We start from the raw sequence: 26,167 nt of genomic DNA, 5'->3' as shown, positions 1-26,167 counted from the left end.
TAGTCAAGTATCTTTATAATACTTTTCAATTTACTTTGTATGGAATATCTGGGCATAAGAAATAAACCTCAAGTATTTTATTTTTAAATTGAGGTGTGATATGTGATATAATCTAATTGATTTATTGGTCCATAGAGGCCGTGTACGAATAATCGTACTTCGTATTGTTCCTGACCATGGAATAAATACATTTTAGTAGCTTGTTCATGCAAGCTACTACCGCAACCTTGTCCTTCTTCGGATGAGGTTGTTTTTTTAATTTGTAATAGTAATCTACAATGTGATTTGGTGCTGCTTTTTGTTGACGAATCATGTTCCGGACAATGAAATATAAAATTTTTCTTCCTTTTGGATTACCACGCTTATTAATGTGATCCTGGCCTGCATATTTTCCTGATTGGTATCTCCGAATATCAATCCCAATAAAGGCATTTACTTTCTTATGATCAGAAAAACGTGATAGGTCGCCGATTTCACCAATAAAGAGTGCTGCACTTATGTCACCAATGCCTGGAAAACTTATGAGTAACTCAAACTCTGGAAGTTGTTTGGCTTTCTCGGTCATTTGTTTAGAAACCTTTTCTTTTTCTTCTAATCGTTGAAGAAGTTGTCTTGCGTAATATTGAACCTTTTGAGTTTGACACTACTTGATGAAACAGCTGGATAAGACTCTTTGGCGTATTCAAAAATTTCACTTGCATTCTGCTTCGCACGATTCTCGGATATCTTTTTAGTGGTACTTCTTATCAAAAGGTTTTTTATTTTTGTTTTACTTGTTTGTAATACAAAATCTGGATGTGGAAATAAATCGATTAGTGTAAGTGCATAAGGTGTGACTCTACTAGAAAAGAATCTCTCAAGTTCTGGAAAACTTAATTGTAACGCATTATGCAAATACATCCGTGTACGCTTTATATCCTCTTCTACTTCTTGATAAAAGCGAGATAAATCACGTATATCATGATAAATATCTGGTTGGTCTAATTTTTCTGGTCGATCATTTTGTCGATGAACTTGGGCCAATTTATGGGCGTCATGTTTGTCTGTTTTCCAGCTTCGTAATGTCCCTTGTTCTAATTGCTTTTTGGCTGCCAAGGGGTTCAATAAACAATAACGTAATTGATTTTTTTGACAGAATGTTTCTAGCGTCTTAGAGTAAATTCCAGTAGATTCAAAGACAAGCATCAAATCTTCAGGAAGTGTATATATTTCATACAAGAGTTCCTGAAAACCAGCTTGACTATGTATTACTTCACCTTCAGAAAGACACTGTTGATCGTCGTAAACAACCTTGTAGCTTTTCCCCATTGATACATCTAAAGCCATTACTGTTCCCATTTAACTACCTCTTTTCTCTCTTAGTGATGAAAGTTCTTCACTTATTCATTTCGATTCCAATTTCCTATACACGAGCTCAAGGCCCCAACATACTTAAACCTGATTCAAAAATGAAAGTGAAGAAGCCCGGTTTTTTATTCGGATTCGCAATCCTCGAGGCTACGGTCGGGCTTTCTCTCACTTCTCACTATATCTTAAAAAAGAAATAGTGGGTAAAATCATCCGTCGATGATCTTACCCACTAATCTTAGTATGTTTTTTTGAATTTTAAACAATGCACTCTATAGTTGAAGAAGTAATCGCACTTTCTTCCTCCCTCTATCCATGTCCAAATTCGATCACTTTCAAAAATGGATAATAAGAAGAGTGCAATCCTTAAAGATATTTCTTGTATTCAAAACAATCATAATTGTAAAAGCTATTTTAGGTTTTTCTAGATGTACCCGCTCAAGCAATATTTTAATTACGCTAGGAAACTGCCATATCGACATTCTTTTTCCCGCAAAAGCACCGTTAGGATTTTTACTGTTATTTTCTCAAATAGATCAATTTGTCATTACCTTTTCATAATTTCCAAAACATCATTCTGCATAATCGTATAAAAGCGCTCTTCCTCCTCAATAAAAGGAGCGTGTGCGGAATGATGAAAAGTGTACATTTTCTTGTATGGAGCTTCAATTGAGTCATAAAAGCGTTTAGCTTGGGTGTATGTTGTTTGATAATCATGGACACCCTGGAGTATAAAGACAGGGAGGTTGAGTGTTGGAATAAGTTCTACTAAATCGGTTGTAGCCATGATATGACCTAATGACTGATAGCTGTAAATACTCCCTGGGAAAATATTCATTCGTTCTTGAAAAGAATAATGTGGGCAAGTAAAAACATGTTTTAGTATTTTAAAATGTGAATACCCGGTACGCTTAAACCCACCTCCATACTTGTTTGTAAACTTTTCTCTAATAGCACCATATGAACGATTTTTGTAATATGTATCGTTAAATGCAACTTTTTCTATTTGTTTTTGCGCACGGTTGTCACGTTTAGCTATCGCGGTTTGCAAGATAAAGTGATAGGTCTCTTTTTCAGATTCTTTTGCTGACCCTATTTGACCAATACCAATATAGGCGTGGAAAAGCTCAGGTTTGTCTCTTGCCACAAGGCTCCCAAGAAAAGTGCCCCATGAATGTCCAAGCAGAAAAACTTTGTCTTGTGAATATTTATTTCTCAAATAGTTTATTACTTGTATCGTATCGTCAACTAACTGTTCAACCGTTAGTTGTTTTTTAGCGTCTTTAACATGGTAAGACATTCCTGCTCCTCTTTGATCCCAGTAACAGACGTCAAAAAATTGCTCAAGCCTAATATCGTGAGCTTTAATAATAGGATAGACAGGAAATCCAGGCCCGCCATGTAAAAATAATAATAATGGGTTTCCTTTATTTAAAGATTCAATGATGATTCCTTGTCTTACTCCGTTAATTTGTATATACTCCTTTATTATTGTTCCTGCTCCATTTTCTTCACGCAAGTTACTCAAAGGTTTTTCAACAGAATCTAAAAGCACTCTATCCGCTCCCTCAAGAAAGGTCAATTTCTATACTTATCAATTCTCTCTATATTCTATAATTCCGCCAGTTAGTGAATCATTTCGTGACACTAGATAACCTAAGTGTAGCAAAATTTCCTATATTTTGCAGGAAATGCCCTTTCATCATCAAGCCATAGCGATTTTCTTTCTGTGGTGATAAATGCTTTTTAATACTTGAAATCACGTGAGGTAATGGTTCAAATATTTGGTTTTATTACATCAATAATATCCATCTTATATAAAGTGAATCTTCATTCAGCAGGCGTTTTCTTCCACCTCCTACTGAATGTTAGTTGAACGAATCGGGCATTTAAGTGCCGTTTTCTTCCACTTAGACCTTTTGTATCAACTCAGGTCTTGAAGTGGTGTATATGGCACCTTACATGCGGGATAAATCACCTTCAAGGCTGCTCAACATCCGAGTTACGGCGGCGTTTGGCGGCTCTTTTTCAAATATCATGACGCCCTGTATTTATTCGCGTTCAAAGAATTCATCTGTCTTTAATGGAAATGAACAGTTGAACACCCTTAAATTTGACACTTTGAAGGTGTTTTTCCTGTTTCAAAATAGTTCAAATGGGCATTTTCATTGATTTTTATACTTTTTTACGTAGTTCGTTAAGCTTATTAAAGGAAAGATGTAGCGGTAACTGTGATAATGGATATAAAATGCGCCGCCCATACCCTGACCGACGGGATAGTCATCCGTCCAGTCCTTTTGGTCGTATTTTTGTAATAGATAATCGATGCCGAAATTGATTTCCCTTGAAGGTTTGGCTTCGGCAGCAATGAGACTGTCCAACGCCCAGGAAGTTTGAGTAATGTTGCTTGCTCCTAGGGGTATATACTGATTTTTCTGGTCACTATGACAAGATTCCCCCCAGCCGCCGTCTTCATTTTGAATGTGCTTCAACCAATGCAGCGCTTTTTGAATATGTTTTTCCTCCGGATTTATCCCAGCTGCCAAAAGGCCGGTCATTGCCGCCCATGTTCCATATATATAGCAAATTCCCCAGCGGCCATACCAGGTGCCGTCTTTTCTCTGGTTGGTAAGAAGCCAGTTTGTTCCGTTCTTTACAATTCGGTGTTTTTTCGGCAAATTCGTATAATGACCGAGAAACTCAAGTGTCCTTCCGGTCAGGTCCGCACTGCTGGCATCTGAAATGAGAAACTTGTTTCCTTCGATCGGGAGCAGGTTCCATATCTTTTTATCGATATTTTTTTCGAATGCCGGCCAGCCGCCATCACGATTTTGCATGGAAAGACTCCATGACACACCGCGGTTCCATGATTCCCGAATTGTGGCAGATTGGACCGTAGCGGACAGCGCCCTCAAAGATGCAGTAGTGTCATCCACATCCGGGTTAAATGTATTGATGTCCGAGAAACCCCATCCACCGGGCATAACACCGGAATTACGAATAGCCCAATCGCCGAATTTGATATGCTGTTTCTCCAGTAAATACCTGTTCGCTTTTTGGATACCGGGATCGGATGGTGAAATTCCCGCGCTTTGCATGGCAAATGAAATGAGAGAGGTATTCCACACATTGGCTGTTGTGTATTGCATATGGGTGTGACCCTTGATAGTACATCTCATTCTTTTTAAGCCGTCAATCGCTTTGGTAATGAGGGGGGCATCTTTTCGGCTACCAAGCGAAAGCAAAGCAAAAATCATGAGAAAAGTGGCACTGAAGTAGCTGTTTAACGTGCCATCCGGTTCGATGTGTGTAAGCATATATTGCTTTGTTCGCTCAATGGCCGATTGGCGAAGCTGAAATGGCAAGCCGATGAGGTATTTAACCGCTTTTTCCATATAATCGGCGATTGTTTTCAGCTTTCGGAGCTCTTCGTTTGAATAGAAATCACTCGATCTGGATGTAAATAAATGCGAAAGATCTGGACTGTATTTTGTTTTTTTACTGTATTTTTTTGTTGCCAAAATCATGATGGGGGCGAGGTTGGCCCGGCCAAATACTGAAATGTCATAAAAATGGATTGGAAAAGAGAGGGGAAGCAAGATCAATTCTACGGGTATGGGGAAAAAAGCCGGCCATTGATATTGTCCGGTTAACGCAAGCATTATTTTTGTAAACATATGGGATTTTTGAATTCCGCCATTCTTGACAATAAACTTTTTGGCTGCCCGCATTTGTGGATCTGATGTCGAATAATAGGTGGAATAAAGGAGTGCATAGTATGCTTCCACTGTAGCCGTTAAATTTCCGTCTCCTTCATCGTAATAAAGTTTCCATGCCCCATTCTTTTCTTGCCTGCTGAGGAGGCGTTGAGTCAATTCGCGGATTAAATCTTCATCATTTATTTCCAGCGTCCTTAATAAAATAATCATATACGCGTCGGTGGAAGTCCCCGTTTCAAAAGGGAAATTCCACGACCCATCAGAAGATTGGCGGGCTTTCAGCTCTTCGGTGATGCGCCGGATGGTCATCTCAACGTGTTCAAATTTCAATTAAAACCAACTCCTTGCTTGCTATGTGTATGTTTCATATTTATTCTTGCGGGGAAAAAGAATGCGGTTTGGGGGTGAAGGAGTTTTTTGTTAAAAAAAAACTAACGAAAAAAAAGCTCTCTGACCATCTTATCCCCATGAAAAATCAATTGAAGAAAAAAGAGGGTACCCCTTCATCTTGCGAATCGGCAGTCTTGCCGAGTAAAGACAAGATGCTGTTGGAGCAAATAAAAGCCCAAACCGCCGCATTAAATCTCAATAATGTGACAAGAACAATGGCTTACCTGAATTTTTATCTGCATTACCCGGAAATCCATTGGGCTTTTTTAGGTCATGTCGTTTCTCGGAACGGTGGTTGGAATATGACGGATCTAAAAGGAGAATTGCTTGTAAAGCTATTAAATGAAAGACGGAGGGAAGACTATTTCCTTTTTTTAGAGAGGGGAAATTGGCTCATCTTCCAGGACATCTATCCCCAGTTTCTACTTTATGCGGAATCCGTGAAACAAAATAGGAATTTATTTTATTTGTTGCCCTATTTGCATGTATCCGTTTTTATGGAAGTAGTGTGGAATGACTTTTGGAATAGAGGAGACAGCTATACGTTGGCGATTGCCCAGGTCATCAATGAACAGAGTTATCTAGAAAAGCGAGTTGTAAAAAATCCGGTGTATCAAGAGAAAGTACTTTATACGTTTGAATTTCTTTTACAGGAACTGCTTTCATTCAACCATATTCTGTTTCCGTATTCAGAGCCGGATCATGAAGGAGGAACCGCGCTTGTCGGAATGACACTTGATTATTTCGGCTCGCTTCATGAACGCATTGTACTTGGTAAGCACTTATATCGTCTGTTATTTTCGGACCAGCGTTTGTGGCGAAAGGTGTTGGGATGGTGTATCGCCCAGCCGCATACAGGATCAAGGAAAGACTATTGGCCGCATCTTTTCAACGATGTGCATGAAGGGTTGCCGGGCACTATTTATAAAAGATTAAAGAAATGCCAATTGAAAAAAGGATTTCCACGATTTTATAGCCCAAGACTGGAATTTGCCTGGAAAAATGTTGTTCAAGAAGATGCGGAAGAAGGGGACTGGTTTAATCGCTGGGACGTCATCTACTACTTGGAAAAAGATCATGAAAAAAAGAGTGGGGACATAGAAGATGATTACTGTGAAACGCTGGAAAATCTCGAGTTTGCGGCCTCCGCCAAAACAGCATTTTCGAAATAGGAGGCCTTCTTATTTTACGGCGATTGTATTTGGCTGCCTTATCGCGACATATTTGGATTTGTTATTGGTTGGTAAAGGGTTATATGAGTTTCCTAAACGGCCGTTTTCGGATGTTTTTCCTATCGATGTGTTTTTTACACTGGTTGCTTTGCCGTTATTCACGTTACTGTTTTTGTATATGGGAAAGAACATGTCCAGGAAGGGAAGATGTCTTTTCTACTTGGGATTGGGTCTTGCCGCCGCGGTATTTGAAATGTTGGCGGAATCCGCGGGATTACTTCGGCATACAGAAAGCTGGCATCATTGGTATTCGACGATTGGATATTTTCTGTTTATGTATCTCGTATGGATGGTTTCCCAAGGCTTCCGGGTAAATAAATAGTCTTTCTATCCAATAATATGGTAGTATGATATAGGAAATTGAACGATGATGGATTGGCAGGCGGTATCAGATGAACAGCTTTTTGCTATACATTTTATTATTTGTACTCATGATCGTTTGGGGGTTTAATGTCACTGCGATTAAAATTATCGTCAGCCACTTCTCTCCGGTGACAATTACGTCTTTACGCATTTTTCTCGCTTTTTTAACACTCTCGCCGTTGCTATTTTATCGCAATAAAATTCAAAGGCTTTCATTTAAAAACATACTGATGATTGCGTGTGTTGCTGTTTTTGGAGTTCTTGGCCACCATGCTTTTTTATCTGTCGGACTAAAGTATACAAGTGCGGCCAATGGAGGCTTGATTCTTGGCTCGGTGCCCATTGTTACGACCGTCGCGGCTGCTCTTTTTCTTGGCGACCGTCTAACGGTTTTTCGGATTCTTGGTTTGGTTTTTGGGTTCTCGGGAGTGGCTTTGATCATGCTTGCCAAGCCGGGAGCGGCATTGCAATTTTCCATTGGGGATATATTCATTTTTATCGCCGTTCTTACTCAAGCGGCCAGTTTTATTTTAATTAATAAAATGGCAAACTCGGTAGGTTCGCAATCTTTGACGGGGTTGTCCATGTTGATGGGATCCGTTATGTTATTCGTCCTTAGCGTCACGGTTGAACCTGAAGGATTGGCTTCCTTGAAAACGGGGACTCTCATGGCCTGGCTCGTGTTTTTTGCGTCTGGTTCCATTGCGACGGCAATGGGCCATCTTTTGTATAACTATGCCATTCAGAGAATTGGAGCAGGCCAGGCTGCTCTTTTTCTTAACTTGTCTCCCTTCTTTTCGTTGGTTGGGGCTGCTGTATTTCTCGGAGAAAAAATTTATTCCATCCAATGGATCGGGTTTTTGTTGATTGTGGTCGGGGTCGTGCTCGGAACCGGATTTTTGGAACACCGCGCTAAAATCAAGAAGCCGGAAGGTGGAAAGTGAGAGGTTCGACCATAAGTTGAAAACGAATTGCTGTTTGTCCAATCGTGAAAATAAACCGCATGAAATCAAGGTTTTTACATTTGATTTCATGCGGTTTCATTTGTATAAGGCTTCTTTACTTTATTTTCATAAGAAAGAGGTGGCCGAGTTCATTTCTGAAATTCAATGGAAATTTTCACACCCTTTTCATTCACCTGTCACTCATATTTCAGCCGACTCAATGGGTTTCCTTATTTCCAGCACGATCGTTTTGTAACTGTTTTATACGGCCTTGCCTCTACATATAGACATAATAAAAGCACCGCCAATTGTCAGACGCGCATCTCACAATTGGGGTGCAATTCAGGTTCCTGCCTTCAATAGTCATGATCAAGCAGCAGTCAGCTCTATATTTACGCCTTTATGGCTGCTTCATTCAATTCTTCGGCAGATTCGGCCACGATCGAAGTCGCATGTTCAATTTCCTTTACAACTTTGATTAGAACTTTTACTTGTTCTTGCACTTCCGTTGCGGTAATGCTGTTTTGTTGTACGGACTGGACTATTTTTTGGAACGATTCATAGGTGTCTCTTGAAGAGGTAATACCGGATTGCACTGCGTTTTCCACCTGTTCCAAAGATTCGATGACCCGCTCTTTATGGTTGTTGGAAGTGGTGATTAATTCATGTATTTGAGTAATGGAATCTTTTGTTTGTTCAGCAAGCTTTTGCACTTCCTGGGCAAGTACAGCAAATCCCCTGCCATGTTCTCCGGCTCTTGCCGCCTCTATGGCGGAGTTTAAAGCCAAGACGTTTGTTTGTTCGGCTATATCTTGGACCATATATATGACATTTGAGATTTTTTCGGAAGACTCTCCCAGCTTATGGATACTTTCAATCATTTCCTTTGACAGTTCTTCCATAAAGTTGATCTTTTCAAGGAGTTCATTTAAATTGTTTTGGCCATCACTGGCAAAGTCTCTAGCCAATATCGCTTTTTCGTTACTTTCAGCCGTTGTTTGATTGACTTCATCAATGCTTATGCTTAACGTTTCAACAGAAGCCTGATTTTGCTCAGCAAGTGCCACAAGGTCTTCACTGACAGCTGTCATTTTATTTTTCAAGTAGGATTTCCCTTCTTCGAACTGAACGCTTAACTGTTCCATTTGTTCTTGATGGTATGCTTCAAGCACAATTTGTTGTTCAAAGCTCAATACCTTTTGCACCGCGTCAATGACGCTCAGAAGCTCCCCTTTGGATTGCACTTCTTTAAAAATAATCTGGGTAAGTGAATTTTGTATATTTTGGAAAGCCCCCATATACCAAGAAGGTTCAAGCCCTATTTTAAAATGTATATTGGCTACCTTCAGTCTTTTATTGATAAAATTCTTGTCAATATTGCCGTCAAACAATTCAATCATATGTCTTCTTAACGTCTTTTTTAGTCTATCCACCGTACTGTGTTTTAGAACCATTTCTTTTAAATGATCAAGATTTAAAATAGTGTCATAGAAAGTATTCACCAATAGATCAATATTCTTTTCGATTAGTGGCTGAATGCTTTTGATGATATCCAAATCAGATTTACTTAAATCGATCATCTTCATTTTGGCTATGAGACGGGCATCCTGAATGTCAATATCACCCGTTCCCCTGCTTTTGAGTGTTTTTACTGTTTTATCGGATTTGCCACTTTTTTTTACCAAACCGAACAATGCCATCCTGCTTCCTCCCCATTCCTTGATCCACTTTAACCAGCTTCTTGCTTTATGAAATGAAAAATACGATTCATCATACACATTATTATGTTTAATATTTTGCCTGCAATTATTTATATCGGCTATGTTAATCATATTATTTAGTTTTACAAGGAATTTGTTTTATATTTTTTTGCTTTACGGGGCGATCGTCCCGCCGCTTGATCTTTTTTAATTTCTAAAGCCAATAAAAATGAGTCTTTATGCCTAGGTAAAAAATAACATGTTTCCGTTGAATTATCAAATTTTATGTAGTATTTTTAAAATTATCTTGTAAACTTTCCTTTATTCTTTTTGTAAGGATAATGGGCAGATGGCGGGGGATGCCAGCATTGTTCATTTAAAAAGGCGTTATAGTGAGTTTGAAGGAAGTGTTTAGGGCTTAAAATGATTTGAGAATTGTTTCACTATGAAAAGTTTGTTGCCGAGATTGCCGGGTTCGTCAAGTTCATGAAAGCACCAAAAATATTAGACGTGTTTAAGGGAATCATTGCAGCAATCCAACAGCCGTTTGCGGAATGTTTGCCTAAAGGGGGCGGATGGAGATGTGCAAACGAACTGTTTGAATAGTAAAAAAACTCCCTGCATTCTAAAGAAAGTGTCATGTATGTCGATAAAAATGATATGAGATATCCAGTTTTGTAAACAGGCACGAGATAAATATTGAATAGAGGATGTCAATGTTCCTGTATGTCGTAAAGACCTCTGTGGAATCTGCCGCTTTACATATTTGGAGAACCTTTGAAAAGTAGTAGGGGTTCTGTTTTTATTTTTTGAAAGGGGAGGTTTGAATGAATCCGATCAATGATCAATATGTTGTTTTTGCGATTAATGATAAATATTTTGCCATCTCCATTCAAGATGTATTTGAAATTACCAGAATGAGGACTGTGAAATGGGTTCCCAATTCAAAAGACGAGTTTTTGGGTGTCATTCATTTTAGAGAAAAAGTCATACCGATTGTTAGCTTGCATCGAATGTTTTTGGAAAAGGAAAATGAATTAGTGTCAACAACCCGCATAATCGTTTTGAACAACAATATCAAGGAAAGCGGGTTTGTGGTAGATGATGTGGATCAGGTGAAGTTTCTGCCGGAAGAGTATATAGCCCCTGCCCCTCACTCATCTCAGAGTGAATGGATCAAAGGAGTTTATCATCATGATGATCAAACGATCACAATCTTGGATTTGGAAACACTGCTAAGTGATGTAGATGTAAAGAAAGTGTTGGAGTAAGCGGCTTGCAATCGCCATTGTGAACATTTTGCCATGAAGGTAAAAACGAAATTTTGTAAAAAGAAGTAAATGTTTAAGCGCCTGTAAAAGAAGAGTGAGAGTGGGTGAAACGATGGAAACGATCCAACAGGAAAAATATATTTCTTTCGCCATTGGGGAAGAATTATATGGCATCAAAATCAATGAAATAAAAGAAATCATCAAAATGCAGGATACTACCGTCATCCCAAACTCCAAAGAATATATAAAAGGAGTTATTAATCTGCGAGGCATCGTTATTCCGGTTATCAGCCTGAGACACCGATTTGACTTGCCTGAAGAAAAATACACAAAAGATACTAGAATTATAGTCGTCAGCTATGAAGGCGAAATGGTAGGCATTGTGGTCGACCGAGTAAGCCGGGTGACAACGTTTGATGATTTACAGCCATCGTCCGGGGATCACGGTAATATTGATAAATCTTTTATTAGTGGAATCGGGACTTCAGGGGAAGAATTGGTTGCTGTATTAAATTTAAATGAACTTCTTGGGCAATAGGTGGTGAAAAACATGGAAACATTCGATTTAACCGAGTTTTTGGGCGTTTTTATCGATGAGGTGGACGAACAACTGCAAATAATGGATCAGGAAGTATTGGCGCTTGAAGAAGATGGAGAATCCAAGGAAGTGATCCAAAAGCTTTTCCGTGCCGCCCATACGATAAAAGGGTCCTCCGCGACGATGGGATTCGATGACATGGCCAAATTAACCCATGCGATGGAACATTTATTGGACCATGTCCGGAATAATCGCTTACATGTAAGCGAAGCATTAATTGACCTTTTGTTTAAATGTCTCGATCAATTAAGACAGCTAAAAGATGAAATTGTTTCTGAGGAAGAACAAAGAACGGATGTCGCTCCGCTTATAAAGGAAGTGCAATCATTTTCCCAGGGAACCGGTGGTGGCAATGCTTCTGGACAACCTGAAGGCAAGGGAGAAACGGCTGCTTTGTTCACCGCGGAAACGCATCGCAAAGCTCAAGCTTTAAAGGAAAAAGGATTGCGTATTTTTCAAGTTGAAGTAAAAATATCTCCTGACTGCGGAATGAAATCAGTTCGTGCTTTTTTAATTTATAATGAGTTGCAATCATGGGGAGAGATGATACAAACCATCCCCGCAATGGACAGCGAAGTTGACGCTGACTTTCAGAATGTTTACTTCCTGATCGCTACACAACAAGATGCCGAGGACATCAAAGACTTGCTTCAATCCATGAACGAAGTTGCAGATGTAAGTGTAGTCCCGTTTACTGCAAGGAGCGAAGCGCAAAGCAAACCAGTCAAAAAGACTCGTTCGGATAGCGGATCTGCAGAAAAAAAGCCTAAGGTTACGCGCAAAAGGCAGGATGAGGCAAAGCAGAGGAAACAGACGAAACAGACGATTCGAGTGGATGTAGACCGATTGGAGCACTTAATGAACTTGGTCGGTGAATTGGTGATCGACCAAACAAGGATCAAACAAGTGGCGAGCGATTTAGGCAGACAAAACTCCGGGGCAGAAGCGATTGAAGAACTGGATCAGGTAACTGATCACATTGGCCGGGTAATCGGAGAGCTCCAGGAAAGCGTGATGAAAGTTCGGATGCTTCCGATAGGTCAATTATTCAGCCGGTTCCCGAGAATGGTACGTGATCTTTCCCATTCTTTGAACAAAGAAATAGATTTGGTCATTGAAGGCCAAGAAACAGAATTGGACCGGACAGTTATTGAAAAGATTGGCGATCCGCTCATCCACTTAATACGAAATGCGGTGGATCATGGACTTGAATCCACTGAGGAGCGAATCAAGAATAATAAGCCTGAAAAGGGCCTTTTACGTATTAATGCCTACCACGAGGAAAATCAGGTTGTCATTACCGTGGAAGATGATGGCGCGGGAATAAACCCCGAGAAAATAAAAGCTTCCGCCATTAAAAAAGAACTGATCACCACAGAAGAAGCCGAGGCAATGACAGATGAAGAGGCGATACATTTAATTTTTCGCCCGGGATTCTCGACTGTTGCGAATGTCAGTGATGTTTCCGGAAGAGGAGTGGGCATGGACATCGTCCGAAACCACATTGAAAGTTTAAATGGAATCATTGAACTGGACTCAAAACTGGGGAAAGGCACCATTTTTAAAATCAAACTTCCGTTAACATTGGCGATTATTACAGGGCTGATTGTGGGCATAGGCGAGAGAACCTTTATCATCCCGATGAGCAACGTCCTGGAGATTGTACGAGTACCTCTGGATTCCATCCAAACGATAAAAGGAAAATCCATTGTGGTGATCAGGGAGCAAGTTTTACCTGTCGTATGGTTGAACGATTTATTACAGATTCCCAGAAAAGATCGAAATAACAGGCAGGTTCCGCTTGTCATTGTAGGTTTGGGTGAAAAAAGAATCGCTTTAATGGTGGATGAACTGCACGGCAACCAAGAAATCGTTGTAAAATCATTAGGAAAATATATCGGCAAAATTAAATATATATCAGGAGCTACCATTTTGGGTGATGGTAGAGTTGAATTAATACTGGAAGTTGCCGGTATTTCCAGGGTTGTTAATGACGAATAAACATGAAATCAGAATAGGGGAATGGAATTATGAGGATTTTAATTGTGGATGATGCTGCTTTTATGCGCATGACTTTACGAAAGATGTTGGAAGAGTTTGGCCACGAAGTGGTGGGAGAAGCTGTTGATGGCAATGATGCGGTAGAGAAGTACAAAGAATTAAATCCTGATTTGGTTACGATGGATATCACGATGCCAAACAAAGACGGGATCACCGCCACCAAGGAAATAAGGGAACTTGATCCCAAAGCCAAGGTTCTTATTTCATCAGCTATGGGGCAGGAGTCAATGGTTAAAGATGCCATCATTGCAGGAGCCTCCGATTTTATCGTTAAGCCAATTGATCCGCAAAGAATGAGTGCAGCTATCAAAAAGATTGGTGAAAAGTAAACAAGGTTCAGTAACTCTTTTTTGGTAGCGAGAAATGAATGTGAGGATGGAACTTATGAATACAATTAGTTTAGAACCTTTTTTAAAAGCATCAACACATGTGTTTGAACAATTTCAAATGTCTTGTCAAGAAACCGGGGACAACAGCCAAGCAGCAACACCAACATCGGAAGATGTACTCGCTATGATAGGCATAACAGGTGATGTCCGCGGACAAATCATTTTTAGAATTCCTTTACAGGTTGGGCTGGAGATCTCTTCTACAATGATGGGGATGCCGACTGAAAACTTGGATCAAATGGCTCAAAGCGCACTTTTGGAACTGGGGAATATGATTTGTGGCAATGCCATGACTATTTTTATGGAGAAGGGTTTTTCCATGAATATCACACCTCCAACGTTAGTGGTAGGCCAATCTATCGAGGTGTCAGGAACAGAGATGAAAGCTTTATACACCGCTCTGTCCATCAATAATACGGGATCTATTGAACTAACGCTTCTGTATGAAGAATAAAATCCCGATGGAGCTGAAGGTAAAACCATGCCAAAAGTGATTGATTTGGAGAAAGATTATGAGCAATTTGTGCTGAAGATCAAAAAGAGGACCAATATAGATTTGCAGCTCTATAAAGAGGATCAAATGAAGCGAAGGTTGACTGCTTTTAAAACAAGAAAGGGCTTTTCCACCTTCGATGATTTGTTCGTTGGGATGATCAATAATGAATTTCTATTTGATGAGTTTTTAGATCATATGACGATCAACGTGACAGAATTTTTTCGTAACCCCATGAGATGGGAAATACTGGAGAAAAAAATTATTCCCAGGCTGTTGTCACAAAATGATGTCATTCATTGCTGGAGTGCCGCTTGTTCAACTGGGGAGGAACCTTATAGTGCGGCGATGGTATTGTCTTCCCTCAACAATGTAAAAGATTTTCGGGTTTTGGCCACGGATATTAATCAAAAAGTCCTTGATAAAGCAAAACGTGGAGAATATGAGGAAAGCTCATTGAAAAACCTGTCTCCTGCTCAAATCAAATCTTTTTTTCAGGATGCGGGTGACCATTTCAAAGTGAGGGATGAGATCAAAAGAAAGGTAGAATTCAAAAAGCAAGACTTATTGTCAGAACCTTTTCCAGGAGGTTTTGATTTGATTATTTGCCGGAATGTATTAATCTACTTTACTGATGAAGCAAAGGACGATCTTTTTCATAAATTTAGCAGATCGCTGAATAAAGGAGGATACCTTTTTGTCGGAGGGGCCGAGCAGATTTTTCAACCCGGAAAATATCAGTTAAAGGAAACAGAGACGTTTTTTTATATGAAAGTATAGGAGAGGTTTCAGGTGTTAAAAATCAGGGTGCTTGTTGTTGATGACTCCATGTTTATGCGTAAACTCATTTCAGAACTGATTAATCAAGATCCCTTGCTGGAAGTGGTCGGGATCGCCAAAAACGGGCTGGAGGCAATGGAATTAACAAAAGAACTTAAGCCTGACGTCATAACCATGGATATTGAGATGCCGAAAATGGATGGCCTATCAGCACTTGAGCAAATTATGAAAAACTTCCCTACTCCTACCCTTATGGTAAGTTCTCTTACCGATAAGGGAGCATATGAAACAATTAAAGCCTTGCAGCTCGGAGCTGTAGACTTTATCCAAAAACCGTCGGGCTCTATCTCAGTGGATATGTTTCGTGTAAGAGATGAACTACTTACAAAAGTCAAAGCGGTTGCCAAGGCGCCGCTTTCGAAAGATCGGCCTAAACGTAGATTCGCACCCGCAAAAAAGATAAAAAAAGATCCCATTCTTCATCCGGGTCCTGTCAATACAACGTTTAACCAAATATTTGCCATCGGGACATCCACAGGCGGGCCAAAAGCGCTCGAAACCGTCATTACTGAGCTCCCGCCTGATTTTCATTGTCCGGTATTGGTTGTTCAGCATATGCCGCCTAAATTCACTCATTATTTGGCGAAAAGATTAAACGACATTTCCAATGTCACCGTGACTGAAGCTGAAAACAATGAAATCATCCGGGGTGGTACGGTTTATATTGCACCGGGAGATTATCATATGGAAGTCCGTCAAACCATCAATGGCTATCGAATCGTGCTGAACAAGGAGCCGCAACGGAATGGGCATCGCCCATCTGTCGATGTTTTATTTGATTCTGTTTCCAAGCTGAAAAAGTTAAAACGCCACTATATTATTATGACCGGCATGGGCAGTGATGGAGCGAAAGGGATGCAAAAAGGCAAAGAGGAAGGCGCCGCGACAACCATTGCCGAATCTGAAAAAACTTGCGTTGTCTATGGTATGCCGAAATCAGCCGTTCAACTGGGGTGCGTGGATCATATTATGCCTGTAGATCGCATTTCCGCGAAGATGGTGGAATTGGCAAAGGCATGATGAATGATTGGAAAAAATGGTTTCACTTTAAACAATGTATATTTCTCATCCTTACTTGGGTGAGTTTTTTTGTGGTTAAACTGTTTAGTATATTCTAAAAATTGCTTGAATACAAAGAATTTTAATGATTAAATGGAGAAAACAGGACTTCGTAGATTGGGGTGGATGAAATGACGACAGCAAGTATTCTCTCTCATTTAAAGGCAGTTATTCCTGAAGATCGCATTTTTGATGGGGAAGATGATGAACTCCATCTTGGCAATGGAGGAAAAGTGACGATTTACCCCAAAACTGAGCAGGAAATGGCTGATATTTTGGCTTATGCCAACACATCGGGACAAACCGTTTCTGTCATGGGAGCGGGAACGAAAAGAGGATTTGGCGGTTTAACGGAACAAGCTGATATATTGATATCGACAAAATCCTATACTGGGGTTGTTGAACATGTTCAAGGTGATATGACCGTGACGGTGAGGGCAGGAACCGTATTTGGCGAATTGCAGCAGTATCTTGCCGATTATTATCAAAAAGTGGCCGTCGATCCTTTTTTTCCCGAAGAAGCAACGGTGGGCGGGGTGATTGCCGCCAATGACAGCGGGCCGAAACGATTTAGATACGGCGCCGCGCGGGATGCTGTCATCGGGATGAGAATCGTTTATCCAGATGGAAAAATAATCCGCACCGGCGGAAAAGTGGTGAAAAATGTAGCGGGGTATGACATGAATAAGTTATTTATCGGCTCAATGGGAACTCTTGGGGTTATTTCGGAAGTGACATTTAAGTTGCGTCCTCTACCAAAGTGCGAAAGCGTTGCTTTTATCAGTTTCCCGGCTAATCAGATGAAAGAGATACGCCGATTTGCCTCACAACTTTTGGATGTCATGATTGAGCCTGTTGCCATTGAATTGCTGAACCCAACAATGGCCGCTACATTAACAGGATATGCATGCACAACTTTGGTTGTCAGCTTTGAAGATGTAGAAAGTTCGGTTCTTTATCAAGAAAACATGCTCAAGGCAATGAAGCCTTCGGACTCTGAACTGTCCATACTGTCTGAAGGGGAAACAAAACAATTTTGGGATTCCTTTTATTCCAAAGGAAATAAGGGTCAAAACGTTTTTCAGGCGGCTGTCAAAATAGGCGTCGTCAACATGGACGTTGTAGAGATTATCAACGAAACCATGAAACTGGAACACTCGCAAAACATACAACTCAAGGCTCATGGAGGTTTGGGGCATGGGCTCTGCAAAATCAATTTTTATGGAGAGGCAGAGAAAGTGGTTGCGGCCATTCACCAGATGAGAACAAAGGCGGAACAGCTTGGCGGCTATGCCGTTATCACACATTTGCCGTTATCTTATAGAAAGGAGATTCAAGTTTGGGGAGAAAAACCGTCTTACTTTTTCTTGCTGGAAGGGATGAAAAAAGAGGTTGATCCAAAAGGAATATTAAATCGGCACAGATTTGTGGGAGGGATATAATTGTCTGCAGAAAAGCAAAGGGAAGCTCAACAAACCCCTGCATGTGAGGAAATACGGCTGGGCAACTATCTTTGGCAAGATCCCCCTGATCCCAATAAGTGGGCAGATTGCGTACACTGTGGCATGTGTTTGGAGTCATGTCCAACATATGAAATAACAGGGCAGGAACAGCATTCACCGCGGGGGCGCGTCCATCTCATTCAATCGGTTGCTGAAGGCAGGCTGGAAGTAAATGAGGATTTGGTTCATCCAGTGTTTGATTGTTTAGATTGCCGGGCTTGTACTACGGCGTGTCCCGCAGATGTCAATGTGGGCGGGCTGATCGAGGAAGCAAGAGGACAGATTCGGCAGGCCATGCCTTTAACAGGCTGGAAAAATATTGTGAGTAAATTATTTTTGGAAAGCTTGTTCCCATATCCCGCTCGAATGCAAAAGATTGGCGGGATGTTAAAGCTGTATCAAAAAAGCGGGATACAAACAGTCGTAAGAAAAACCGGCTTGATCCGTGTAATGCCCAAGCATCTTGTTGAAATGGAAGGGATCATGCCGGTTATTGAACAGCAGGCCGTTCAAAAGAAATATAAAAATGAAGACGTGATCAAGACAAAGACAGAGAAAAAGGGTGAAGCCGCCCTGTTAACCGGCTGCATAATGGATATCATGTTCAGTGATGTGAACGAGGCAACGATTCATGTCTTAAATAGAAATGGAGTCGATGTGACGATTCCTAAAAATCAGACATGCTGTGGCGCGCTTCATGTTCATGCCGGTGATAGGGAAATGGGAAGAAAGCTGGCGAAACAAAATATTCAAGCATTTGCAGAGACAGAAACGATTGTGGTGAATGCTGCCGGATGTGGGTCAATGATGAAAGAATATCCCGAGTTGTTCCGCTTTGACCAGGAGTGGAAAGAACGTGCGGAAGTCTTTTCCAACAAGATAAAGGATATATCGGAATATTTGCATGATATTGGATACGAAAAACCAACAGCCGAAATTCACAAGCGAGTAACGTACCATGATGCGTGCCACTTGGTACACGGGCAAGGCATTTCGAAGGAACCCCGGGACATTTTGCAGGCTATTCCTGGTGTGGAAATCGTAGAAATGCCCAATGCTGACCGCTGCTGCGGAAGCGCGGGAATCTATAATATTACGAATCCCGAAATGGCGGATGCGATATTGGCAAGCAAAATGAGCAATGTTCCCCACGATGTGGACATTATATCTATGGGAAATCCAGGGTGCATGCTCCAAATGGCACTCGGTGTCCAAAGGCACGGACGACGACAGGAGATCGTTCATACAGTCCAATTGCTTGATTTAGCCTATCAAAAAGAAAAAGAGGGGGTGAAATGATGAAAACAAGAAACATAAAAGTGGCCGATCCTCATATACAAAACTTGGCATCTCTTTTATCGGGACCTAATCCTATTTTATACAAAAAAGTTGATTTGGCCGCTTATGATTGTGACGGTTTTACGATTCAGAGATTTTTGCCCAAGGCGGTTGTTTTTCCTGAAAATACAGAAGAAGTGGCAGCAGTCGTCAAATATTGCGCTGAAAACAATTTACCGTTTTTGGCGCGCGGGGCAGGCACGGGCTTGAGCGGAGGAGCGATTCCGCTTAATGGAGAAGTGATCATCAGTTTGACAAGAATGAAACGCCTTTTAAGTGTTGATCTTGAAAATAGGCGAGCGGTCGTGGAGCCAGGTTTTATTAACTTGCAATTAACCCGTTCTGTTGCAAATAAAGATTATTATTATGCTCCTGATCCATCCAGTCAATATTGCTGTACGATTGGGGGCAATGTTGCTGAAAATGCCGGTGGTGCACATTGTCTGAAATATGGGGTGACGACCAATCATATTTTGGGATTGGAGGTCGTTTTACCGAATGGAGAGATAATGGAGATTGGAAAAAACGGCATTCCCGATGAACCGGGCTATGATTTGCTTGGGCTGTTAACGGGGTCTGAAGGAACGCTGGGCATCGTGACAAAAATTACAATCAGGCTATTAAAAAATCCGGAATCAAAGCAAACGGTACTGGCCTATTTTGACCGGATAGAAGACGGAAGCCAGGCGGTATCCGACATTATTTCGGCAGGAATTGTTCCGGCTGCATTGGAAATGATGGATAAAATCGCGATCGAAGGTGTGGAGTCTGCCGCTTTTCCGGTTGGGCATCCCCGGGACATCGCGGCTGTATTATTAATAGAAGTCGATGGAATCGCCGCGGGAATCGAGGAACAGATTGAACAAATATTAGAAGTATGCAGAAACAGAAATGTGAGGGAGGTGAGGGTGGCCAAAAATGAACAAGAAAGAGAAAGATGGTGGGCGAACCGGAAAACAGGCTTTGGAGCGATGGGGGCTATTTCGAACGATTACCTCGTCCAGGATGGAGTTATACCACGAAGCAAATTACCTCAAGTATTGAAAAAGATTCATCACATCAGTAAAGAGCATGGATTAAGGATCGCCAATATTTTTCACGCGGGAGATGGGAACCTTCATCCGCTTGTCCTGTTTGATTCGCGGATTCCGGGCGAAACCGAAAAGGCGATCGAAGCGGGAAGCGCCTGTTTAAAGGCATGCGCCGATGCAGGCGGCACGATTACAGGTGAACATGGTGTGGGGATCGAGAAAAAGGAAGAAATGCGCTTCGTTTTTACAGATGATGAAATAACTGCCCAAATAAATATCCGCCGGGTATTTAATCCGGATAATCTGTTAAATGCGGGAAAAATGTTTCCAACCCCTGGCCGTTGCGCCGAGATAAAACAAGAACTTCAGAAAAAATAACCATAATACATTCACCACAAAAGAAGGCATATAAAAAATTCACTTTGAAAGGAGTTTTTTGGTGAGTACAGGCTTGCTTGCTTTTTTATCTCTATTGCCGATTCTTGCTGTAGGTGTGTTTCTTGTTGGGTTGAGGTGGCCTGCCAGCAGGGCTATGCCCATTTCTTATATTCTGGCAGCCGCATTGGCGCTTTTTGTGTGGCAAGTTCCAGGAGCAAATGTTGGGGCCGCGACAATTAATGGCGTTGTTGTCGCCTTTACCCTCTTATACATCATTTTTGGCGCCATTTTATTGTTGAATACGCTCCAAGAGAGCGGCGGCATTAAAACAATTCGCCAAGGATTTACGGATATTTCGGAAGACCGGCGAATCCAGGTTATCATTATTGCCTGGTTATTTGGCTCTTTTATCGAGGGGTCTGCCGGGTTTGGAACGCCTGCGGCTGTTGCCGTTCCGCTCCTTGTCGGTTTGGGATTCCCCGCTATGGCGGCAGTTGTGGCGGGCATGGTGATTCAAAGTACCCCGGTAACTTTTGGGGCAGTGGGAACCCCGGTGCTTGTCGGGGTTCAAACAGGGCTCTCGGCAGACCCCGGCATTAGCAATGACTTTCTGCAGTTGGTCACGGTGATTGGCGGCAAGACGGCCATTTTGCACATGATAGCCGGCACATTCGTTCCACTATTTGTTGTATCGCTCATGACACGATTTTTTGGTAAAAACAAATCATTTTCAGAAGGAATTCAAGTATGGAAGTTTGCGTTGTTCGCTGCATTTGCCATGACGATTCCGTACGTGATCGTAGCAAATGTTCTTGGTCCCGAGTTTCCATCTATGACGGGCGGATTGGTCGGCCTGATCATTGTCGTATTGGCGGCCAAAAAAGGGCTGTTTGTGCCCCCGAAAGAAGAGGCATGGAATTTTGAAGATGAATCCAAATGGGACTCTGATTGGAAAGGAACAGTTGTTATAAAAGACATCGCTCATAAAAGCGGCTCCATGTCAATGATTCGTGCCTGGTCCCCTTACATTCTAGTTGGGATTTTCCTCGTTTTGACCAGATTAAAGACCTTGCCGTTTATGGAGTGGGCCCAGTCATGGACAATCGCATTTGAAAATATGTTTGATTCGGGCATTACAGCAAGCTTTCAGCCGCTCTATTCGCCGGGCACCATTTTCATTATCGTTTCTTTCATCACATACTTCTTACATGGAATGAATGGAAGCGCTTACTACAGGTCGTGGGCGCAATCCGGAAAAACGGCTTTGGCTGCATCTACTGCTCTCATTTTTACTGTCCCGATGGTGCAAGTATTTCTGAATAGCGGCGGTGGAGAAGCGGGCTATGAACGAATGCCGATAGAGCTTGCCAACGGTGTTGCGGCACTTGCCGGGGAGTACTGGCCGTTTTTTGCCACCTTTATTGGGGGCCTCGGAGCATTTATTGCAGGAAGCAATACGGTGAGCAACATGATGTTTTCCCTTTTTCAATATGACGTTGGATCACAGATTGGCGTCGATCCGACTTGGATTGTCGCTTTGCAATCTGTTGGCGGTGCGGCGGGAAACATGATTTGCGTCCATAATGTTGTAGCCGCATCCGCCGTTGTTGGTTTGCTTGGCAAAGAGGGAACGGTTATTCGAAAAACATTATTCCCGTTTACGTATTATGCGCTGTTAACCGGCTCCATCGGTTATGCCATTGTATGGTACTCCCAGAAAGGGTTGTTTAATCTTGGGTCCATCATAGCCTTGGCCATTATATTTACCGCTATTTACATCATTGCCACGAACCGCAACCGGATAGCCGTGCTTAAAGTGACGGCATCGGATCATTCGGTAAAAGATGTAAAGTAATAATCCCAGGCATTCACTGAGCGATTCGGTGGGTGCTTTTTATGTTGGGAAAATGCACTGGCGAACATGTTGAAAAGCGAAGCGAAAGTCGTTTGCGAATGCCAAAGTCCCCAAGCGCTGTTGGAGAAAAGCATTCGTCGAATTCTCCCAACTCCTCGAAAGACTTCGTTCATAAGATAAAAATGTCCCACCAAAAAGAGGCTGTCTAGTATTGCACTAAAAGGTAACACCCAAGAAAGTTGAATATACAGCATTCTTGGGTTTTTTTGAAATTTTCAAGCAGCAATATTACTTATCGGACAATCCCTGATTCCATTTGGACCGGCAAGGTTGGATGGCAGCGACCAGACGCCTTTGGGCGTCTTGCTTTGTTTGTGTGAGAAAATATGTTTAAAACTACTATGTTTTATGTTTATGAACTTGGAGGATACATTGATATAATGGAAGGTGTTTAGACATACCGAAAGGAGTACTTTTTGTGAACCTGAGCCATTTTTCGATTAGAAGACCGGTTTTTACAATCGTTACAATGTTTCTCGTTGTTATACTCGGAATCGTCTCACTTCTAAAAATTCCGCTGAAATTAATACCAGATATTAATCCCCCCATTGCCGTTGTAGTGACGTCTTATGAGGGGGCAAGTCCGGAGGAAGTGGTTGAAAAGATTACTAAACCGCTGGAAGCAAACTTATCCACACTACCGGGCATTAAAAATATACAATCATTTTCCGAGGATGGATCTAACTTGGTTTTGTTGGAGTTTTCATGGTCCACTTCGATTGATGATGTTCAAAACGATATACTGCAAAGAATTGATCAGACTCCGGTTCCTGCCGATGCGGAAAAACCGAGATTATTAAAGTTTGATCCATCGCAATTTCCGGTCATTCAGCTTTCACTAAAATCCAATACGGATGAGGACTCCTTAAAAAGGCTTGCCGATCAATTAACAACGGAACTGAAAAGAGTGAAAGGCGTAGCGAGCGTGAATGTGTCCGGAACGCTAACTGAAGAAATCCGGATCACGCTTGACCAAAACAAACTGAGAGACTATGGGCTCTCCCAGTCGGATATTGTGAATGTGGTTCAAGCGAGCAATGTGTCAATGCCCGGCGAAACTGTGTTAACGGATGGAAAGGAATTGACAACACGCATTATTAGCAGCCTTCAATCTCCTAAAGATATCGAAAACCTTTCCGTTACAATCAATCCGGCAAGCGGCGAAAAAATTCAGATACGTGACGTGGCCACTGTGAACCTGCAGAAGCAAGAGGAAAAAACAATTACACGGACAAATGAATTGCCGTCTGTTCTAGTCAGTGTTTTGCAGGAATCAGATGCGAATACAGCAAGCGTCTCAAAGGATTTTCAAAAAGAATTAAAAACATTGCTTCAAAAAGACCAATTTAAAGACATTGAAGCAGATATTCTTTTTGACCAAGGGGATTATATTAGGATTGCTATCGGAAACATTTCTTCTTCCCTCATCATCGGGGGAGCGCTGGCAATGCTCGTATTGTTTTTATTCTTACGAAGTGTAAAAAGTCCACTCATTATTGGCATTGCGATCCCTTATTCCGTTATCGTGACGTTTGTTTTAATCTATTTTTCGGATTTCGCATTGAATATTATGACTCTCGGTGGGCTTGCGCTTGGCATCGGTATGCTTGTTGATAATGCCATTGTTGTCATTGAAAATATTTATCGGCATCTTTCGATGGGAAAAGATCCGAAAACTGCCGCGAGAGAAGGTGCCAAAGAGATCGCAGGTGCCATTACGGCTTCCACTTTAACCACGGTTGCCGTGTTCCTGCCCGTTGTATTTATCAGTGGTCTTTTAGGTCAATTGTTTAAAGAATTCGCTCTAACCATTTCATTTAGCCTTTTTGCATCACTATTCGTCGCCTTGACTGTTGTTCCGATGCTTGCCAGCAGGGTGTTGAAAAAGCCGCCAGCCAATCATGAGGCAAGGCGACGCAGGTCCAAGACGTTTAGATGGCTGGACCGTTCCATTCGCTGGTCCTTAAGGCACCGCTTCGTCGTCTTGCTCGTCTCTCTACTGCTCTTTGTTGGAGGAGCCGCTGGAATATCAACAGTAGGTATGCAGTTTTTACCTCCAACGGATGAAGGATTTTTCAGCATGAATGTGGAGCTGGAAAATGGCGCCGCTTTGTCTGAAACGGAGAAAGTTGTCAAATTGATTGAGGACCGCTTAAAAGATGATAAGGCCGTCAATACGTATGTCAGCTTGATTGGTTCTACTCAGGAAGCCTCCTTCCAAGGCAGTTCGAAAGCAAATACGGCAGAGATTTATGTAAAGATGCAATCTCTAGAGGATAGAGACATATCACTGTTTCATTATGTTGAAGATCTTAAGTCGGAATTGGAAAAAGAGGTGGAGAAGGCAAAAAAAGGAACGAAACTTACGTTTCAAGTAGACACTGCTTCCGGCATGGAAGCACAAACCTTGACATTTAATGTGAGCGATACGGATAAAGAGCGTTTAGATAAAAATACCGATAAAATTTATAAAGCGCTTGGCCAGTTGGATCATGTGACATCCCTCATGACGAGCACCGCGGAAACAGTTGAGGAAGTCCAAATGACGATTGACAGGGAAAAAGCGTTTGAAGCCGGACTAGCTCCAGCACAAATCGCAACCATCGTCAACGATGTAACACGCGGTGTGCAGGCAGCGCAAATAATTGGTGAAAACTCCGATGTATATGGGGTTTTCGTTCAATACGATGAACAAGTAACAAGAAATCTCGATAAGCTGAAAACGGTATTGATTAAAAAGCCGGACGGAACCTATACGGAATTAAAAGATGTGGCAACAGTCAAAGTAGGTGAAGGGCCGGTTGAAATCCAGCGAATCAACCAGCAAAACTCTGTGGAATTTACAGTAAAATACAGTACGGATACCAATTTAGGAGATATCACGAAAAGAGTTAATGAGAAAATAGCCGACCTTAACTTGGAAGACGGAACAGAAATCACATACAGCGGGGAGTCAGAGCTGCTTGAAGACTCCATCAGTGACATGATGATGGCGTTTATCCTGGCCATTATCCTTGTCTATATTGTCATGGCTGCCCAATTCGAATCATTCAAATATCCGTTTGTCATCATGTTTACAGTGCCACTTATGGCGATCGGTGTAATGATTGCGCTATTTTTGGCGCAAATGCCGCTCAGCATACCAGCATTGATTGGTATCATTATATTGGCGGGAATCGTCGTAAATAATGCCATTGTGATCGTTGACTATATAAATCAACGAAAAAGGGACGGAATGTCAAGCTACGATGCGCTTGTCATTTCTGTAAAAGACAGGGCTCGTCCTATTTTGATGACAGCATTAACGACCATTTTGGGGCTTGTTCCGCTTGCACTTGGAATCGGTGAAGGAACAGAAATGAACCAGCCAATGGGGGTAGCGGTCATCGGGGGACTCGTCAGCAGTACCTTCCTTACTTTATTTGTTATTCCGGTTGTTTATAGTCTGTTTGACCCGGAAACAAGAAAAATGAATAAAAAAAATAAAAAAACCTCATGATAACCATTGAAATTTGATCCATTGTGTTTTATAATACTAATAGTTTAATAGGCTTGGCTTTTAGTGAAGGGGAGTAGCAGCAGATGCGTTTACCTGCA

At 41.6% G+C, this 26,167-nt stretch carries 20 protein-coding genes; 15 read left to right on the top strand and 5 right to left on the bottom strand.

Features of this window, described 5'->3' with window-relative positions:
• Nucleotides 1–121: 121 nt before the first annotated feature.
• From MHB50_RS11050 to shc, 4 genes are all read right to left on the bottom strand, one after another.
• Nucleotides 122–565: a transposase gene (locus MHB50_RS11050; protein ID WP_340083767.1), complete on the bottom strand. Its 444-nt coding sequence runs from the start codon at nucleotides 563–565 to the stop codon at nucleotides 122–124.
• Nucleotides 566–591: 26 nt separating this feature from the next.
• Nucleotides 592–1,338: a transposase gene (locus tag MHB50_RS11045; RefSeq protein ID WP_340083766.1), complete on the bottom strand. Its 747-nt coding sequence runs from the start codon at nucleotides 1,336–1,338 to the stop codon at nucleotides 592–594.
• A gap of 556 nt (nucleotides 1,339–1,894) precedes the next feature.
• Nucleotides 1,895–2,902, bottom strand: a complete 1,008-nt coding sequence (locus MHB50_RS11040) for an alpha/beta hydrolase (protein ID WP_340083765.1) — start codon at nucleotides 2,900–2,902, stop codon at nucleotides 1,895–1,897.
• Nucleotides 2,903–3,512: 610 nt separating this feature from the next.
• Nucleotides 3,513–5,375 carry a squalene--hopene cyclase gene (shc, locus tag MHB50_RS11035; RefSeq protein ID WP_340085329.1) on the bottom strand — a complete coding sequence of 621 codons (1,863 nt, stop codon included), beginning with the start codon at nucleotides 5,373–5,375 and terminating at the stop codon, nucleotides 3,513–3,515.
• 158 nt (nucleotides 5,376–5,533) lie between these two features.
• Here shc and MHB50_RS11030 point away from each other — a divergent pair, with 158 nt between their 5' ends.
• The 3 genes from MHB50_RS11030 to MHB50_RS11020 all read left to right on the top strand — a co-directional run bounded on the left by MHB50_RS11030 (nucleotide 5,534) and on the right by MHB50_RS11020 (nucleotide 7,995).
• On the top strand, nucleotides 5,534–6,628 hold the full coding sequence (locus MHB50_RS11030; RefSeq protein ID WP_077109387.1) for a DUF2515 family protein: 1,095 nt from the start codon (nucleotides 5,534–5,536) through the stop codon (nucleotides 6,626–6,628).
• Nucleotides 6,561–7,010, top strand: a complete 450-nt coding sequence (locus MHB50_RS11025) for a CBO0543 family protein (RefSeq protein ID WP_339163674.1) — start codon at nucleotides 6,561–6,563, stop codon at nucleotides 7,008–7,010. Before MHB50_RS11030 ends, MHB50_RS11025 begins: the two co-directional genes overlap by 68 nt.
• A gap of 70 nt (nucleotides 7,011–7,080) precedes the next feature.
• Entirely contained in the window at nucleotides 7,081–7,995 is a 915-nt protein-coding gene (locus MHB50_RS11020) for a DMT family transporter (RefSeq protein WP_340083764.1), read from the top strand.
• A 392-nt stretch (nucleotides 7,996–8,387) separates the two neighbouring features.
• Here the strand turns inward: MHB50_RS11020 and MHB50_RS11015 are convergent, their stop codons facing one another.
• Nucleotides 8,388–9,695: a globin-coupled sensor protein gene (locus MHB50_RS11015; protein ID WP_077109353.1), complete on the bottom strand. Its 1,308-nt coding sequence runs from the start codon at nucleotides 9,693–9,695 to the stop codon at nucleotides 8,388–8,390.
• Nucleotides 9,696–10,522: 827 nt separating this feature from the next.
• Here MHB50_RS11015 and MHB50_RS11010 point away from each other — a divergent pair.
• The 12 genes from MHB50_RS11010 to MHB50_RS10955 all read left to right on the top strand — a co-directional run bounded on the left by MHB50_RS11010 (nucleotide 10,523) and on the right by MHB50_RS10955 (nucleotide 26,069).
• Nucleotides 10,523–10,966 (top strand): chemotaxis protein CheW, encoded by a 444-nt coding sequence (locus tag MHB50_RS11010; RefSeq protein WP_077109354.1) that lies wholly within the window; start codon nucleotides 10,523–10,525, stop codon nucleotides 10,964–10,966.
• Between the two features lie 100 nt (nucleotides 10,967–11,066).
• Nucleotides 11,067–11,504, top strand: a complete 438-nt coding sequence (locus MHB50_RS11005) for a chemotaxis protein CheW (RefSeq protein ID WP_253191817.1) — start codon at nucleotides 11,067–11,069, stop codon at nucleotides 11,502–11,504.
• Between the two features lie 12 nt (nucleotides 11,505–11,516).
• Complete coding sequence (locus tag MHB50_RS11000; RefSeq protein ID WP_340083763.1) at nucleotides 11,517–13,565, top strand: chemotaxis protein CheA; 2,049 nt, start codon at nucleotides 11,517–11,519, stop codon at nucleotides 13,563–13,565.
• A gap of 29 nt (nucleotides 13,566–13,594) precedes the next feature.
• Nucleotides 13,595–13,954 (top strand): response regulator, encoded by a 360-nt coding sequence (locus MHB50_RS10995; protein ID WP_077109356.1) that lies wholly within the window; start codon nucleotides 13,595–13,597, stop codon nucleotides 13,952–13,954.
• Between the two features lie 55 nt (nucleotides 13,955–14,009).
• Nucleotides 14,010–14,468, top strand: a complete 459-nt coding sequence (locus MHB50_RS10990) for a chemotaxis protein CheX (protein ID WP_077109357.1) — start codon at nucleotides 14,010–14,012, stop codon at nucleotides 14,466–14,468.
• A gap of 27 nt (nucleotides 14,469–14,495) precedes the next feature.
• On the top strand, nucleotides 14,496–15,287 hold the full coding sequence (locus MHB50_RS10985; RefSeq protein WP_077109358.1) for a protein-glutamate O-methyltransferase CheR: 792 nt from the start codon (nucleotides 14,496–14,498) through the stop codon (nucleotides 15,285–15,287).
• Between the two features lie 12 nt (nucleotides 15,288–15,299).
• Nucleotides 15,300–16,367 carry a chemotaxis response regulator protein-glutamate methylesterase gene (locus MHB50_RS10980; RefSeq protein WP_077109359.1) on the top strand — a complete coding sequence of 356 codons (1,068 nt, stop codon included), beginning with the start codon at nucleotides 15,300–15,302 and terminating at the stop codon, nucleotides 16,365–16,367.
• Nucleotides 16,368–16,537: 170 nt separating this feature from the next.
• On the top strand, nucleotides 16,538–17,848 hold the full coding sequence (locus tag MHB50_RS10975) for an FAD-binding oxidoreductase (RefSeq protein WP_077109360.1): 1,311 nt from the start codon (nucleotides 16,538–16,540) through the stop codon (nucleotides 17,846–17,848).
• Between the two features lie 51 nt (nucleotides 17,849–17,899).
• A complete protein-coding gene (locus MHB50_RS10970; protein ID WP_253191819.1) occupies nucleotides 17,900–19,207 on the top strand; it encodes a (Fe-S)-binding protein in 1,308 nt (435 codons plus the stop codon).
• Entirely contained in the window at nucleotides 19,207–20,655 is a 1,449-nt protein-coding gene (locus tag MHB50_RS10965; RefSeq protein WP_077109362.1) for an FAD-linked oxidase C-terminal domain-containing protein, read from the top strand. The genes MHB50_RS10970 and MHB50_RS10965 overlap by 1 nt, the downstream gene beginning before the upstream one ends.
• Nucleotides 20,656–20,716: 61 nt before the next feature.
• Nucleotides 20,717–22,510, top strand: a complete 1,794-nt coding sequence (locus tag MHB50_RS10960; protein WP_205180094.1) for an L-lactate permease — start codon at nucleotides 20,717–20,719, stop codon at nucleotides 22,508–22,510.
• A 478-nt stretch (nucleotides 22,511–22,988) separates the two neighbouring features.
• Entirely contained in the window at nucleotides 22,989–26,069 is a 3,081-nt protein-coding gene (locus MHB50_RS10955) for an efflux RND transporter permease subunit (protein ID WP_205180096.1), read from the top strand.
• Nucleotides 26,070–26,167: the final 98 nt, after the last annotated feature.

It is taken from the genome of Siminovitchia sp. FSL H7-0308, from assembly GCF_037980985.1.
GTDB lineage: Bacteria > Bacillota > Bacilli > Bacillales > Bacillaceae_C > Siminovitchia > Siminovitchia thermophila.
Note: the sequence above shows the minus strand (reverse complement) of the source record. Positions and strands in the feature narration are given on the sequence as shown.

Bases quoted from the DNA above. Each gene is read 5' to 3' on its own strand.
- MHB50_RS10985 (WP_077109358.1), top strand. From the start codon at position 14,496: ATGCCAAAAGTGATTGATTTGGAGAAAGATTATGAGCAATTTGTGCTG.
- MHB50_RS11025 (WP_339163674.1), top strand. From the start codon at position 6,561: ATGATTACTGTGAAACGCTGGAAAATCTCGAGTTTGCGGCCTCCGCCA.
- MHB50_RS11020 (WP_340083764.1), top strand. From the start codon at position 7,081: ATGAACAGCTTTTTGCTATACATTTTATTATTTGTACTCATGATCGTT.
- MHB50_RS11030 (WP_077109387.1), top strand. From the start codon at position 5,534: ATGAAAAATCAATTGAAGAAAAAAGAGGGTACCCCTTCATCTTGCGAA.
- MHB50_RS10975 (WP_077109360.1), top strand. From the start codon at position 16,538: ATGACGACAGCAAGTATTCTCTCTCATTTAAAGGCAGTTATTCCTGAA.
- MHB50_RS11010 (WP_077109354.1), top strand. From the start codon at position 10,523: ATGAATCCGATCAATGATCAATATGTTGTTTTTGCGATTAATGATAAA.
- MHB50_RS10995 (WP_077109356.1), top strand. From the start codon at position 13,595: ATGAGGATTTTAATTGTGGATGATGCTGCTTTTATGCGCATGACTTTA.
- shc (WP_340085329.1), bottom strand. From the start codon at position 5,375: ATGACCATCCGGCGCATCACCGAAGAGCTGAAAGCCCGCCAATCTTCT.
- MHB50_RS10965 (WP_077109362.1), top strand. From the start codon at position 19,207: ATGAAAACAAGAAACATAAAAGTGGCCGATCCTCATATACAAAACTTG.
- MHB50_RS11050 (WP_340083767.1), bottom strand. From the start codon at position 565: ATGACCGAGAAAGCCAAACAACTTCCAGAGTTTGAGTTACTCATAAGT.
- MHB50_RS11015 (WP_077109353.1), bottom strand. From the start codon at position 9,695: ATGGCATTGTTCGGTTTGGTAAAAAAAAGTGGCAAATCCGATAAAACA.
- MHB50_RS10990 (WP_077109357.1), top strand. From the start codon at position 14,010: ATGAATACAATTAGTTTAGAACCTTTTTTAAAAGCATCAACACATGTG.
- MHB50_RS11000 (WP_340083763.1), top strand. From the start codon at position 11,517: ATGGAAACATTCGATTTAACCGAGTTTTTGGGCGTTTTTATCGATGAG.
- MHB50_RS11045 (WP_340083766.1), bottom strand. From the start codon at position 1,338: ATGGGAACAGTAATGGCTTTAGATGTATCAATGGGGAAAAGCTACAAG.